The organism is Paenibacillus sp. 1-8 (genome assembly GCF_056316205.1).
Genome location: NZ_CM149995.1, coordinates 2,107,200 through 2,121,687, shown reverse-complemented (window position 1 = coordinate 2,121,687; position 14,488 = coordinate 2,107,200). Strand labels below are relative to the sequence as shown.

Here is a 14,488-nt window from a genome sequence, read left to right as displayed (position 1 = left end):
CCTCCACCATAGCAACCCCTTACGGTTATGCTCGTTGGCGGAGAGAATGAAGTGAGTATAGTGGTATAGCTTTACTTCTTTATTAGTACGCCCGTGCGAACACTACAGTATGCTTGGCTGGTTTGCCGCAGCACAGACATGTGGTCTTTTGCTCGGTAGTTTTGAAAGGTATATTGCGGCTTGTAGCGCCTGTCACTTCTTTGACCTTGTCTTCACATTCTTCAGATCCGCACCAGCCTGCCAAAGTAAAGCCGCGTTTCTCTTCCATGAGCGCCTTCATTTCATCCAGCGTATCTACGGAATAGAAGTTTTCATCCATAAAGCTCTTGGCACGATCAAACATTTCCTGCTGTACCTGTGCCAGCATCGCATGGACTTCCTCAACAAGGTTATCCTGCTGTACAATCTTTTTCTCGCCACTGATACGGGATACGAGCACGCAAACGCCATTTTCCATATCGCGAGGTCCGATTTCCAGACGCACCGGTACACCGCGCATTTCATATTCATTAAACTTCCAACCTGGACTCACATCACTGCGATCGTCCATTTTCACGCGTACACCCACCTGTTTCAGTTCAGCGAACAGTTCATCTGCACGGGCAATAACTGCTTCACGCTTCTTAGGCGGCCCGATAGGTACCATAATGACCTGTGTAGGCGCAACCTTAGGAGGCAAAGCCAAACCACGGTCATCCCCATGAACCATAATCAGCGCACCAATCAGACGCGTGCTTGTTCCCCATGAAGTGGTATGAGCGTATTCCAGGTTATTGTCCCGGCTCAAGTATTTAATATCAAAAGCAACGGCAAAATTGGTTCCCATGTAGTGGGAAGTTCCCGCCTGCACCGCACGCCCATCCTTCATCATCGCTTCCAGTGAGAAAGTATCCTTCGCACCTGCAAATTTTTCAGAAGGCGTTTTTTGCCCAGTAATAACTGGGATAGCCAGCACTTCCTCGATAACCTCGCGGTATACTTCCAGCATTTTCATCGTTTCTTCGCGTGCTTCTTCTTCATTTTCATGAGCAGTGTGACCTTCCTGCCACAAAAACTCACTCGTACGCAAGAAAGGAAGCGTGCGTTTTTCCCAACGAACCACGTTAGCCCATTGGTTGATAAGCACTGGCAGATCACGATAGGATTGAATCCATTTGGAGTACATATGACCGAACATTGTCTCTGAAGTCGGACGGATCGCAAGGCGCTCCTCCAGCTTTTCCCCGCCAGCCTCGGTTACCCAAGGAAGCTCCGGGTTAAACCCTTCAACATGCTCTTTTTCCTTCTGGAAAAAGCTCTCGGGAATGAACATCGGAAAATAGGCATTGCGATGACCTGTTTCTTTGAAACGCACATCCATGGCTTCCTTGATATATTCCCAAATTTCAAAACCGTCGGGACGGAACACAATACATCCGCGAACCGGGGAGTAATCCATCAGTTCAGCTTTTTTAATAACATCAATATACCATCGGGAAAAATCTTCACTCTGTGGCGTAATTTCCTCGACAAACTGTTTATCGTTCGACATAGAAACGCATGTCCTCCCATACAGACCCTTTTATATAAGTCCGTCTCTAATTAACCGTTAATTAATCTTAAAATATCATTGTACGTGACCGCAATCATGAGCAGGAATAACATGGCAAAACCAACGAAATGGACCATACCTTCCCTGCTCGGATCAACCGGACGTCCTCTTACCGCCTCTACACCGAGGAAAACAAGTCTGCTTCCATCTAGCGCCGGAATTGGCAATAGATTAAATATCCCCAAATAAAGACTCATTATAGCAGTCCAATACGTAAGCTGCTCAATGCCCTGCTTGGCAATTTGTCCTGTCACTTCAAAAGTACGTACCGGACCTCCCAAATCATTAATGGAGAAACGTTGGATAAGCTGACTAAATCCCTGGAAAATAATGTCCGTCGTTCGTACCATGGATTGTCCGGCAAATTTAAACGTTTCCCCGACTCCGGCTTGCCGTGTCGGAAGTTCAGGCACGATGCCCACTTTACCGCCCTTTTGTCCTTCCATTGCACGAGGTGTAATCGTCAGATCAAAAGTTTTGTTATCCCGGCGAACAACCCATTTCATCGGCTTGTCTTGGGAATCGGCAATCAGTTTGATCATATTTTCAACATTCGCACCAATTGCAACCCCGTTGACTGATTCAATGATATCGCCCTTATGCAAATCAGCTTCAGCAGCAGGCATCCCTGCTGTAATGTCACTAATCTGAACATAAGTCGGGTTGTCCACTTGTACGCCGACCATCTGGATATGCAGACCAAACAGCACAAAGGCAAGAATAAAATTCATCAGCGGTCCGGCAAAGATAGCCATCGCACGCTGTCCTACTGTTTTGCTGCCATACTGTCGATCCTTAGGCGCAATCTGGATGGATTGTCCTTTGGTTACCATCATCGCTTGTGGGTGTACAGTATATTGCTGATCTTCGCCATCCACATCCAATTTTACAGTCAGCGCCTGCTCTAGATCAATGTGCTGCACTTCACCGCGCACCACATTTTTGCGGTTATCCAACTGGTCTAAATAAATGGTTTTGACGACACCGTCCGTTACGCGTACAGCAATTGTTTGTCCGGTTTCAATTTCATTGATTTCCGGATCTTCTCCCGCCATGCGAGCGAAACCGCCAAACGGCAGTAAACGTAGTGTAAATCGCGTCTCGTTTCTTTTATAAGAAAACAGTTTCGGACCGAAACCGATCGCAAACTCCCGGACCAGAATCCCGGCACGTTTGGCAAAATAATAATGCCCCCATTCATGCACCGTCACTATGACGAAAAACATGAGCACCGTCATCAAAACTATTCGAATCGTTTCCAATCGTTTCCGTTCCCCTTTCAATGAGATCGAGTTTGTCTTCCTAGATTATCATTATTCTTCGATCCTACACAAGAGAATCACAATTCACTTCCGAATCCAAAGTCAGCCTATATCCCGGCAGCTATGCTGCGAACCTCACGATCACAGGCTTCAATCGCAGCCAAATCGGGGTTAGTGACATTGACATGCCGTTCCAATACACGCTCAATAACGGCTTCGATATGCAGAAAAGGAATTTCTCCACGCAGAAAACGAGCAACAGCAATCTCATTAGCCGCATTAAATGCAGTTGGTGCTGTACCACCCATTTTACCACATTCAAAGGCAAGCCTTAAACAAGGAAAACGATTAAAGTCCATTTCCTTAAAATGGAGCCTGCCCACCTCAGCCAATGACAGCGGCTTGGCGGGAGACTTCATCCGTTCAGGATATGTTAAGGCGTATTGAATAGGAACTCTCATATCAGGGTTGCCCAGTTGGGCGACAATACTGGTATCTACAAATTCTACATAGGAATGAATGATGCTTTCAGGATGCAATAGCACGTGAATCTGCTCATAGTCAAGTCCGAACAACCAGTGCGCCTCAATGACCTCTAGCCCTTTGTTTACCATCGTTGCCGAATCAATCGTAATTTTGGCACCCATCGACCAATTGGGATGCTTGAGCGCATCTTCCACCGTAACCTCACGGAGCTGTTCCCTTGTCAAATCACGAAAAGAACCGCCCGATGCCGTGAGAGTAATATGTGCCACATCTTTCATACGCTCACCATTCAAGCATTGAAAAATAGCTGAATGCTCACTGTCAATCGGCAGCAACGGCACTCCTTTCGCCTGGGCCCGTTCTGTGACCAGATGACCAGCGGTAACCAGTGTTTCCTTATTGGCCAAACCGATCTGTTTTCCAGCCTCAATCGCGGCCAGCGTGGAGTGCAATCCGACACTGCCCATTACAGCTGTCACAACCATATCTGCATCTGTATTCGCAGCCAGCTCGACGAGTCCTTCATTCCCCCAATGCAGTTCCATTCCGGAAGGCAACAAAGGACGGATTTCCTCCGCCAATTGCTTGGTGCCAACGGACACCTTCTTGGGTTGGTATAGATTCGCCTGCTCGGCAAGCAACTTTATATTTGAGCCACCTGCTAAAGCCTCTACGGCAAACTGATCCGGGTGCATAGATACGACATCCAGTGTCTGTGTTCCAATAGACCCGGTTGAACCGAGTACCGTAATTCTTTTCATGAAGCACCTTCCTATCTTGAAAATAACCGTTACTCTGCACTAATTTTACCCTGAGCATAATCTGTAACCACCAGGTAAGAGTCATGGAAGCAGCATCAGCATATGTACAAATGGAAAAACGACAATCCAACTGTCGCAGCGGTCTAGTATACCACCGTGCCCTGGCAGCAGATTACCGGAATCTTTAATGTCGTACACCCGCTTGTACGCAGATTGCACTAAATCGCCCAGTTGGCCCACAACTGCACAAGATAAACCGATAGCGAAAGCTTTGTCCCATGGCAGCAGCCCTTCTGACAATCCGGCAAATACCAGTGCTGTAGCCAACGCTAAAACAATCCCGCCTATAGACCCTTCGACTGTTTTGTTTGGACTGATCGCAGGCCATAGTTTTGTCTTCCCCGCCATTTTGCCTACAAAATAAGCCCCTGCATCACTTGCCCAAATGCAAGCCAGCAACAAAAAGGTCCATAAAAGCCCATGTTCCATATGGCGTGATTCCGCAATATACGAAAATCCAAAGCCTATATAAACGGTACCGAGAAATAGTATGGACACCGTTTGAATTGTGATTTTATTTTTCGTTCCCACCGTAATGATCATAAAAATAATCATCAGCAGCCAAAGCAGACTTATAGACGGTAATGGTGAGTGCAGACCCAAGGGCTGATAAGGAAATACAAAAGCTAATATTCCTGCATAGCCAACTAACGCCGTACCGCCGAAAGGAGATACATTGGTCATCCGCGCGAATTCATAGAATCCGATTAGGGCCATGGCCAAAATGAGCAAATGGTAGGCCAATCCGCCCCACAGGACCATCGCCAAGAAAAATGCGCCTGCCACAATACCGGTAATCAATCTCTGTCTCAACGGCTTTCATCCTCCATTTACTTCAGCCCGCCGTACCGCCGTGATCTCCGCTGATATTCGACCACTGCTTCGTATAAATGCTCTTTCTTAAACTCAGGCCAATAAATATCAGTAAACCATAGCTCACTGTAAGCAAGTTGCCAGAGCATAAAATTGCTGAGTCTCAGTTCGCCACTTGTCCGAATCAGAAGATCAGGGTCCGGCATACCGCTGGAGAGCAAAGAGTTCTCAATGAGTTCAGGCGTAATATCTCCGGGTTTAAGCTTCCCATCCTCAATTTCACGACCCAACGCTTGCATACATTCAGTGATTTCCAGCCGACTTCCATAATTCAATGCAAAATTAAGAACAAGTCCGGTATTATTTTCGGTTCGCCGAGTCGCTTCAGTCAGCGCATCAACGGTATGAGAAGGCAAATGCTCCTTATTTCCCATCATACGTACTTGTACATTTTTTTCAATCAGCTCGTCAAGCTCAATAGCCAAAAATTCTTGCGGCAGACGCATCAAAAAATCGACTTCATCCTTGGGACGCGACCAATTTTCAGTTGAAAAAGCAAATAAGGTCAAATATTTAATGCCCAGTTCATCCGCAGCAATTGCTGTGCGCTTCACTGCCTTCATTCCATTTTGATGCCCTACAATCCGCGGCATTCCAATCCGTTTGGCCCATCTGCCGTTCCCATCCATAATGACAGCAACATGCTGCGGAATATTGTCTTTTGAAATGGCCGGTGTTTGCTGTTTTTGTTCCCCGTTCCACCAAGACCGAACCCGTTTGATCATTCCAGTTCCTCCAGCATTCTCTGAAAATGTGCCTCAGGCTTGAAAAGAGACAAACCCCACCGTAAGGGAGGGGCTACCAGTCTCTTATACTTCCATAATTTCTTTTTCTTTTGCAGCCAAAACTTTATCCACTTCAGCGATGAATTTATCGGTCGTTTTCTGGATCTCTTCCTGATATTTACGGGATTCATCCTCGGATATATCGGTTTTTTCCATTTTTTTAATATCATCATTTGCATCGCGACGAATGTTACGAATGGCGACCTTCGCTTCTTCGCCGTTCTTTTTCGTCAGCTTCACCAGATCGGTTCTGCGTTCTTCTGTCAAAGCAGGAATACTCAGGCGAATGGTATTCCCGTCATTGGAAGGAGTCAAACCTAGATCGGATTTTTGGATAGCACGCTCAATGTCGGCCAAGGAGGATTTATCCCAAGGCTGAATCATCAGAGTCCTGCTGTCCGGTGTATTTACATTAGCTAACTGATTGACCGGAGTCATTGCACCGTAATACTCAACCTGAACACGATCCAGTAGAGCTGGTGTCGCTCGACCAGCGCGCAAAGATGCAAGGTCACGTTGCAACGACTGAATTGCTTTATGCATGCGCTCTTCAGCGCTCTTTTTCACAGATTGTGGCATTAATTTACACTCCCTTTGACGATCGTGCCAATTTTCTCACCCAACACGACACGTTTAATGTTACCTTGCTCTGTAATAGCAAAGACAATCAACGGAATATTGTTATCCATGCACAACGACGAAGCTGTGGAGTCCATGACACCGAGATTTTTGTTGAGCACATCCAAATACGTAAGTTGCTCATACTTCTCGGCTGTGCTGTCTTTAAACGGATCAGCTGAATACACGCCGTCCACTTTATTTTTAGCCATCAGAATCACTTCAGCCTCAATTTCCGCAGCACGCAAAGCAGCTGTAGTATCGGTTGAGAAGAACGGATTCCCTGTACCTGCCGCAAAAATAACAACACGGCCTTTTTCCAGATGGCGGATAGCTCTACGACGAATGTAAGGCTCAGCAATTTGCTGCATTGCGATAGATGTCTGTACACGCGTAGGAACTTCAATTTGTTCCAAAGCATCCTGTAGTGCCAGTGAGTTCATCACCGTCGCCAGCATCCCCATGTAATCCGCTGTTGCCCGGTCAATTCCGTTGGCGCTTCCGGCAATACCCCGCCAAATGTTGCCGCCTCCGCACACGATAGCAACTTCTACTCCCAGTTCGACAACGTCCTTGACCTGCTCGGCGATCGACGCAATTGTATCCGCATCAATACCGTAACCGTTCGGGCCTGACAGCGACTCTCCGCTGACTTTCAGAACAACACGCTTAAAAACAGGTTTTTCCAAATGATCACCCTCCAATATCGACTATATATTATGTACAGGATAGATGTCCTGTTGCAAGAAAAGGAACACTGATGTGTTCCAATTCTTTGCTCTTTCCGTATGCAATTACCGTTCGTTGGTAATTATTATTTCACTTGAGACATAACTTCTTCGTAGAAGTTGTCTTCTTTTTTCTCCAAACCTTCGCCCAGTTCAAAACGAACAAAACGACGCAGGGAAATATTTTCGCCAATGGTGCTGATTTTTTCGTTGATGAGTGTGGAGATTGTTTTGTCCGGATCTTTAATGAAAGATTGCTCCAACAGGCAGAACTCTTCATAGAATTTACCGATGCGGCCTTCAACCATTTTCTCAACGATTTTTTCTGGTTTGCCTTCGTTCAAAGCTTGTGCTTTCAGGATTTCTTTTTCTTTTTCGATCTCTTCCTGTGGCACTTCTTCGCGACGAACATAACGAGGGTTCGATGCAGCGATATGCATAGCGATGTCACGTACAAAATCTCTGAACTGGTCTGTTTTAGCGACGAAGTCTGTTTCGCAGTTTACTTCTACCAGTACGCCGATACGGCCGCCAGCATGGATGTAGGATTCAACAACGCCTTCAGTAGCGATACGGCCTGCTTTGTTCGCTGCAGCCGCAAGTCCTTTTTCACGCAGAACTTCAACTGCTTTTGTCAAATCACCGTTTGCTTCTTCAAGCGCTTTTTTACAATCCAGCATTCCTGCGCCTGTTTTTTCACGAAGCTCTTTTACTGCGCTAGCATTAACTGCCATATTATTTCCCTCCAAATTTGATTTTCAGTGGTGTACACAAGCTTTATTCCTTAAAAAAAGGGTAGTGAGAGGTTATACACCTGCCAACCACCCTTTTCATTTAATTCATATAAGTATTTCCGCAAGGAAATATTATGCTGTAGTTTCTTCGCCTTGGTTAGCTTCCATAACTGCATCAGCCATTTTACCTGTCAGCAATTTAACAGCGCGAATCGCGTCGTCATTACCTGGGATAACATAGTCAATTTCGTCTGGATCGCAGTTTGTATCAACGATACCCACGATTGGGATACCCAATTTGCGAGCTTCAGCAACCGCGATACGTTCTTTGCGTGGATCAATGATGAACAGAGCGCTTGGAAGGCCCTTCATGTTTTTGATACCGCCCAAGAATTTTTCAAGACGATCTTTCTCTTTACGGAGAATGATAACTTCTTTTTTAGGAAGAACTGCGAAAGTACCGTCTTCTTCCCAAGCTTCCAGTTGTTTCAAACGATCAATACGTTTTTGAATGGTTTGGAAGTTAGTGAGCGTACCGCCCAACCAACGTTGGTTGATATAGAATTGACCAGCGCGTGCTGCCTCTTCTTTAACGGAATCTTGCGCTTGTTTCTTCGTGCCTACGAACAGGATTGTACCATTCTCAGCTGCAATGCTTTTTACGAAGTTGTAAGCTTCCTCAACCTTTTTCACTGTCTTTTGCAAGTCAATGATGTAAATACCGTTTCTTTCAGTGAAGATATAACGATCCATTTTCGGGTTCCAGCGACGTGTTTGGTGACCAAAGTGAACCCCAGCTTCCAGAAGCTGTTTCATGGAGATTACTGCCATCTTCACGCACCTCCTAAGTTTGGTTTTTTGTGTGTCCTCCGCCGACATCATTTCTCGCAAAGACTTTCCATTGGGAAAGCACCCTTCACAAAATTAATCGACGTGCGTTTTTAACACCGTCAATTAATATACCATAACACCCGCAGCGTTGCAACCAACTTTTCGACAATAGTTGGATACGCGTGAAATGTGACTGTTTACTTCCGCCTGATGGACTTTTTAGCAAATAAATAAAAGCCGTCCACTTCCCGATCACGGTCAGTTGGACGGCTTCTTTGTAATTTTAGTAATAATAGAACCGAAATCCTCACCCTTGGCAAACTCATAGGTGCCGGTACGAATTTTGGTATTGATTCTCTGAGCCTTAGCCTCTGCCTCAAACGCGCTGGCATCCGATACAATGCCCGCCTTCTGCAAGCCAGATGCCACACTCCTCAGATTGCTTCCCGATGCAATGCTATATTGTACTTGTGGAGTGGCAGGCTGTTTGGGCGTATCTGGAGCAGTTGTAGCACTCGAACCTTTAGTTAGCGGCTTATTCGGACTTTGGAGCGCAGACGTGCTTGCTAAAGGCTTGGAAACAGCCGAAGGTGTGCTGTTTGCAGGTGTCTTGGGTGTCGATGGAATTTGCGCCGCTTCTGCCTTTTTGGGAGCAACCGGTGTTTTATTGCCTTCCTTGATCACCTTGTTACGCCATTCCTCTTCTGTCATCTTCGGATTAGAGCTGTCGCTGATTTGAAGATTCAGTCCGGCTGCCGCCTTCTCCAATTGCTCACGAGTCATGTTTTTCGGGTCTGCTGCAGACGGCTGCGATTGCCCCTGACCGATCATCGCCAGTTGCAGCAGCAGTGCGCCTGTAATAAGTCCGGTGCCCATGCCCAGCATGAATGAACGATTTTTGATCACGTCAGGTCCTCCCGTTCCGCCAATTGTAATATGAGCTGTACCTCGCCCCGTTGGATGCCTGATTCCTTAGCAATGTAATCCACTGATTTGCCCTGCTCATACAGCGCGAACAGTTCCTGATAACGCTCACGGATAGATTCCTGCTGAGCTTCAGGCTCAGCTTCTTGCAACGGCACCTGCTCTTCCACAGCTACAATAGAGGCGTCAGACTGCTTTGCCTGCATGGGAATAGCAGACTGCGTATTGCGGAACTGACCATAAGCTGCCACCACCTGATGCGGGGTACCAGTATGTAGTAGTACCTCAGATCCAGACACTGTCTGTGTAGAAACTGAAGCAAGCGCAGCCTGGCGTTCAAGCTCCACAATCCGGTTCCGAAGCTCAGCCACTTGCTCTTGCAATGAGGCCTGTTTAATCGCATGCTCCTGCTTTATGCCGGATACGAGCTCGATCAGCTCATCATTGTCGTTTTCAATATCGGCCATATATTGCTCCAAGGTGGCCTCGACCTTTTGGACGACGGCCTCTTCTGTTCCCCGGCCCGCCTGCCGCTTGGGCAGCAGCCAGGCGTAGACAACAGCTGCGGCGCCCAGCAGAACAATATATATCCATGGTTGATCCACTGCCCATCGTCTCCTTTTAAACGCTTCTCTACCTGTCGGATCAGAGCGAAAAATCTATATGATGTCCCTTGTATGGATGCTCTGCAGGATGCTCCTTTGGCAGTTCATTTTCACTGGACCGAGATCGGTTCTGTCTGGAAGAATCACTGCCCTGCCCTCCAGTTTCCCTCTCACCGACGAATGTTTCCGCAGATTCATCTACCGCACTGCTTCGCTGACGAATCTTTTCTGTCTCCTGCTCGTTCTTTTGCCCTAACAACGCTTGCTCATTCATCGGACGTTGCTGGTATTCGCTTTGGTACTTACCCGCTTCACTGGTACGAGGTACGGCGATTTGTAATTCAACAGCTTTCAGGCTCATTGGACCACACCCTTTCCGATTGGGCATCCGTATCTGTTTTCCGAAGAATTAGAAAACTTGTTATTCCTGTGCCAGATTACACGGAGGAGGACATGCTGATGTCACCCTCATGATAATAAAACGCCATTCTTTCCACCGAATCTTTAATGAATTTTGTATATCTGCCGATAACTATTTTAGAGCCGCCGTAAATAACGTTTTTGACTTCTACCCGTGCGCGGCTTGTATCTTCCAAGGTTCGTTCAATCTCCAGCATTCTTGATTTGGTTTCCAGAAGCTCGTTGTCATTTGATTTTTTGGTAGATGTCAACTTGATTCGCATCGCCATTCTTTCAGGGGCAAGCTGTCCGGCAGCAGCAAGCTGGTCCAATATGGTGAGGGCCTTATTGGTCTTATCCTGGCTGTCTGTCTGCTGCTTCAAACGTGCCCGGAGTTCAGTCAGCTCATCGCGCAGCTCTGGCAGTACACCTACTTCGATTATAGTGGCCGTGGACATTGTATTACCGATGGTGCGCGCCACTACCTTTTCGCCAGCTTGTACACTACCACCTACGATCAGTCCTTTAGCCCCTCCACAAAGTACATTCTTACTGGCTTTGATCTGGGAGTGCATGATGCTTTGGGATACAAGTATTTCGCCACCCGCAATCACGTTACCATCCTGGATAAAGGAACATTTCACATTTTGTGCAGCTTTCACATACCCCTTGTGGTAACCGATAATACCGCCACTGATGTCGACTGAGCCTCCCGCATCCAATTCAGCACCTTCCACACCGCCGATGACACGAATGTCGCCAGCCGCCCGAATACGAAAACCCGTCAGGACATTACCCCGAATGACGACGGTTCCAACAAAGTCAATGTTGCCGACGCTATAATCCACATCACCGTTCACTTCATATACGGGAAACACATTGAGCTTACCCTTTTCAGTCGTAGTCACCAGCCCGTCGATAGCTGCGTACATTGCAACGCCCTCTGGATGAACAACTACGTTTTTCCCGATTTTAAACCGTGCCTCTTTGCCTGAAAGGTAAGGAATTTCCTCTCCCGTTACAGCAATACCAGGTACACCCGGCAATGGATCAACCCGCTCGGCAATCAGTTGTCCACGCTTCACATTCTTTAAACGGATTAATTCTTTATAGTCCACTCGTCCATCCACGGTTTCGAGCGGCTTATGGGCATCTTCACCGGTCACAACTTCAGCAAGATTAATTTTTCCGTCCGTGCCATGAATCGGCGGTGTTCCCTCAGCAATCAGTAATTTGGTGAAGAAATAATCTTCCGATCTTGCCACAAACGTATGAATCGCATCAGTAATCAAACCATGCCTTATTTTTTGGTTATTCAGGAAACGCTCCAATTCTTCCACAGAACAGGAAAAGCCTTCTTCACGTTTGGCAAACTCCAAATAAGCGCTAAGTTTATCGGGTGAAACGACCACTTTTAAATACTGGTCCAAAGCATATTGCTTCTCCACAGGGGTGCTCCTTCCGTCTAACTGTTACTATAACCTCCCGTACGTTTAATCTTTACGCATTAACAGATCCCGCTGTTTGTCCAGTGTCGCTCTCAGCCGCAATATGGCTTTGGAATGTAGTTGTGAAATACGCGAGGGTGAAAGCGACATGACCTCAGCGATTTCACTGAGTGACAAATCCTCGTAATACAATAAAGAAACAACGATACGTTCTTTTTCAGTCAATTTGTCAATGCCATGTGCAAGAGCATCACGAAGTGTAAACTCATTGACCTTGTGATCCGGATTTTTCGCTTTTTCATCGACTAAAAGGGAAAGTCGTGTCTCCGACTCTTCTTCACGAATCGGGTCCTCCAGTGAAACGATCGACATAACGGCGACCTCCTGGATCATGTTTTGAAACTCTTTTTCAGAGACGTCCAAATAATGGCTCATCTCTTCGTCACTTACCGTGCGTAAGTATCTCTGCTCCAGATGCTGATAGGCATCCTCAATTTTTTTCGCTTTTTCCCTGACTGAACGTGGAACCCAATCTCCTTGGCGAAGACCATCCAAAATCGCTCCTCGAACGCGCCAGGAAGCATAAGTCTCAAACTGCAAACCACGTTCATAGTCAAACTTTTCAAGAGCATCAATCAAGCCCATGACCCCGTTACTGGCCAGATCATCTTTGGATACATTTTTAGGTAAACCTACTGCAAGGCGTCCCGACACATACTCCACAATATGGAGGTACTTTTCAATTAACTGCTTTTTTGCTTCCTTGTCACCGTGTTCTTTCCATTGCTCCCACAGTTCGGAATGGTTTAAATGAGCGGCTTTTCGCTCGTTCATCGGCTTCACCCTCCTTGTTTGTCTGTCAGGTGACGAACGGCCTTGGCCAATTCTTCAGGGTCCTTGTTTGAAACCAGCTTAGGCGGGTTTAAAGGCGCAAAACCGGTGTTTTTCCCATCCGTCTGCTCTGGTTTCGGCTTCAACAATTCATTCAGGTTTTCATCTTCGTCTGGTGTCGTCAGGTCCAGATTCCCCCCTACGCCATCCACCTGAGAGCTTGCCCGGCTTTGGGCATTACCCAGATCTGGCCGCGCTACGACACCCAGTGCCCAGCGCAGCACAAATGCAAGCAGGAACCAAAAAACGAAGGCGATCAAGCCACGAATTAAGCTCGTGGTCAGCAGATTGCTGCCAGTGGACAACACAAAAGTCAGGATAAATCCGACTACTCCAGACCAAAGATTAATGCGTAAGCTGCCAAATAACATGATTATAATTCCTTTACACCTTTTTGTACGCTTCGAATATTCAAAACGCCAGTTTCACAGTCCAGTTCAATCGTTCGGCCATAACTACCGCCTGTATCCTCCGCAAGCAGTGGAATACCGAGATCTACAAGCATTTCCTTGCATGATTCCACATTGCGCGGACCAATTCGCATGGTGTCCCCACTACCGGCAAAGGCGAACATTTGCGCTCCCCCTGCCATTTTGGCGACCAGTCTGCGGCGTTCGGCTCCCAATTTCAGCATCCGCTCAAATAGCTCTGGCAACGCGGTATCGGCGTATTTAGCAATGTTCAATTGCCCTTCACGCGCAATGTCCGAGGACGGTAGCATCACATGTGCCATACCAGCCAGTTTTAAATGAGGATCGTAGAGGGTCAACCCGACGCAGGAGCCAAGTCCTGTCGTGCGAATGGAGTTTGGATTGCTGGTTACGTTCAAGTCTGCCATACCCACTTTGATGATGCTTTTATCCTCAATCATCGTTCATCGGGACTCCTAACGACCTGAATATTTTCCCAAACGATTCCGGATCAGGAATCAGGAAAAATTGACCCTCAATCTGATTCTGCCCCTCCAGAAACGATGTGTCAATCAACAAGGCTGCATCCCCCATCTGCCCAAATTGCAACAGCCCATAGCTGAGAATGGCCCCGGCCATATCCAAAGCTAGTGCGGGAACCGTCGGATACATGGACAACCGGGTAAAATCGGCCAACGAAGACAAGTATGAACCCGCTAAAATATTTCCGATTTCGGACAAAGCCGAGTGCTCCATTTCGTTAAAGCCGTCCTCATCATCCGACGGAATATTTGCCAGCCGGGAAAGCAGGCTTTTCGCCGCATGGGGCTGCAATATGAAAAAGAGATTGCCTGGGGCTTCCCCCTCGACTCTGAAAAATATCGCAACGACAAGTTGCTCATTCCCGCCAACCTTTTCGGCAATCTCCTCAAAAGGCAGCATCTGTACTTTAGGTACGCCCATATCAACGGGTTTATTCAGAAGTCGGGAGAGCGCTGTAGCAGCGTTCCCCGAACCAATGTTACCGACTTCCCTCAAAACATCCAACTTGAAATCTTCGAGATTCTCAAGATTTTCCATAA

Annotated in this window: 17 protein-coding genes; all 17 read right to left on the bottom strand. The window is 47.0% G+C overall.

Annotated features, from left to right (window positions below):
• Nucleotides 1-82: 82 nt before the first annotated feature.
• Nucleotides 83-1,531 (bottom strand): proline--tRNA ligase, encoded by a 1,449-nt coding sequence (gene proS / locus AC0WRU_RS09950; RefSeq protein WP_476128151.1) that lies wholly within the window; start codon nucleotides 1,529-1,531, stop codon nucleotides 83-85.
• A 50-nt stretch (nucleotides 1,532-1,581) separates the two neighbouring features.
• On the bottom strand, nucleotides 1,582-2,853 hold the full coding sequence (gene rseP / locus AC0WRU_RS09945; RefSeq protein ID WP_149095837.1) for an RIP metalloprotease RseP: 1,272 nt from the start codon (nucleotides 2,851-2,853) through the stop codon (nucleotides 1,582-1,584).
• A 107-nt stretch (nucleotides 2,854-2,960) separates the two neighbouring features.
• Complete coding sequence (locus AC0WRU_RS09940) at nucleotides 2,961-4,100, bottom strand: 1-deoxy-D-xylulose-5-phosphate reductoisomerase (protein ID WP_476128150.1); 1,140 nt, start codon at nucleotides 4,098-4,100, stop codon at nucleotides 2,961-2,963.
• Between the two features lie 81 nt (nucleotides 4,101-4,181).
• Nucleotides 4,182-4,973: a phosphatidate cytidylyltransferase gene (locus AC0WRU_RS09935; RefSeq protein WP_476128149.1), complete on the bottom strand. Its 792-nt coding sequence runs from the start codon at nucleotides 4,971-4,973 to the stop codon at nucleotides 4,182-4,184.
• 17 nt (nucleotides 4,974-4,990) lie between these two features.
• Nucleotides 4,991-5,758, bottom strand: coding sequence for an isoprenyl transferase (locus tag AC0WRU_RS09930; protein ID WP_134910098.1), 768 nt, complete (start codon nucleotides 5,756-5,758; stop codon nucleotides 4,991-4,993).
• An 84-nt stretch (nucleotides 5,759-5,842) separates the two neighbouring features.
• Nucleotides 5,843-6,397 (bottom strand): ribosome recycling factor, encoded by a 555-nt coding sequence (frr, locus tag AC0WRU_RS09925; RefSeq protein WP_025684954.1) that lies wholly within the window; start codon nucleotides 6,395-6,397, stop codon nucleotides 5,843-5,845.
• The gene (pyrH, locus tag AC0WRU_RS09920; protein WP_013309918.1) at nucleotides 6,397-7,125 is read right to left on the bottom strand and encodes a UMP kinase; all 729 of its coding nucleotides are present in this window, start codon (nucleotides 7,123-7,125) and stop codon (nucleotides 6,397-6,399) included. Before pyrH ends, frr begins: the two co-directional genes overlap by 1 nt.
• 125 nt (nucleotides 7,126-7,250) lie before the next feature.
• Nucleotides 7,251-7,898: a translation elongation factor Ts gene (tsf, locus tag AC0WRU_RS09915; protein ID WP_134910100.1), complete on the bottom strand. Its 648-nt coding sequence runs from the start codon at nucleotides 7,896-7,898 to the stop codon at nucleotides 7,251-7,253.
• Nucleotides 7,899-8,030: 132 nt separating this feature from the next.
• On the bottom strand, nucleotides 8,031-8,729 hold the full coding sequence (gene rpsB / locus AC0WRU_RS09910) for a 30S ribosomal protein S2 (protein ID WP_013309916.1): 699 nt from the start codon (nucleotides 8,727-8,729) through the stop codon (nucleotides 8,031-8,033).
• A 258-nt stretch (nucleotides 8,730-8,987) separates the two neighbouring features.
• Entirely contained in the window at nucleotides 8,988-9,635 is a 648-nt protein-coding gene (locus AC0WRU_RS09905) for an endolytic transglycosylase MltG (RefSeq protein WP_476128148.1), read from the bottom strand.
• The gene (locus tag AC0WRU_RS09900) at nucleotides 9,632-10,258 is read right to left on the bottom strand and encodes a hypothetical protein (protein ID WP_476128147.1); all 627 of its coding nucleotides are present in this window, start codon (nucleotides 10,256-10,258) and stop codon (nucleotides 9,632-9,634) included. The genes AC0WRU_RS09905 and AC0WRU_RS09900 overlap by 4 nt, the downstream gene beginning before the upstream one ends.
• A 40-nt stretch (nucleotides 10,259-10,298) precedes the next feature.
• Nucleotides 10,299-10,619 (bottom strand): hypothetical protein, encoded by a 321-nt coding sequence (locus tag AC0WRU_RS09895; protein WP_476128146.1) that lies wholly within the window; start codon nucleotides 10,617-10,619, stop codon nucleotides 10,299-10,301.
• A 76-nt stretch (nucleotides 10,620-10,695) separates the two neighbouring features.
• Entirely contained in the window at nucleotides 10,696-12,105 is a 1,410-nt protein-coding gene (locus tag AC0WRU_RS09890) for a DUF342 domain-containing protein (RefSeq protein ID WP_476128145.1), read from the bottom strand.
• A 45-nt stretch (nucleotides 12,106-12,150) separates the two neighbouring features.
• Nucleotides 12,151-12,939: a FliA/WhiG family RNA polymerase sigma factor gene (locus AC0WRU_RS09885; RefSeq protein ID WP_476128144.1), complete on the bottom strand. Its 789-nt coding sequence runs from the start codon at nucleotides 12,937-12,939 to the stop codon at nucleotides 12,151-12,153.
• 5 nt (nucleotides 12,940-12,944) lie between these two features.
• Entirely contained in the window at nucleotides 12,945-13,367 is a 423-nt protein-coding gene (locus tag AC0WRU_RS09880; protein ID WP_025684947.1) for a hypothetical protein, read from the bottom strand.
• Nucleotides 13,368-13,369: 2 nt separating this feature from the next.
• Nucleotides 13,370-13,867 (bottom strand): chemotaxis protein CheD, encoded by a 498-nt coding sequence (locus AC0WRU_RS09875; protein WP_025684946.1) that lies wholly within the window; start codon nucleotides 13,865-13,867, stop codon nucleotides 13,370-13,372.
• Nucleotides 13,860-14,486, bottom strand: coding sequence for a chemotaxis protein CheC (locus AC0WRU_RS09870; RefSeq protein WP_476128143.1), 627 nt, complete (start codon nucleotides 14,484-14,486; stop codon nucleotides 13,860-13,862). The genes AC0WRU_RS09875 and AC0WRU_RS09870 overlap by 8 nt, the downstream gene beginning before the upstream one ends.
• Between the last annotated feature and the right edge of the window lie 2 nt (nucleotides 14,487-14,488).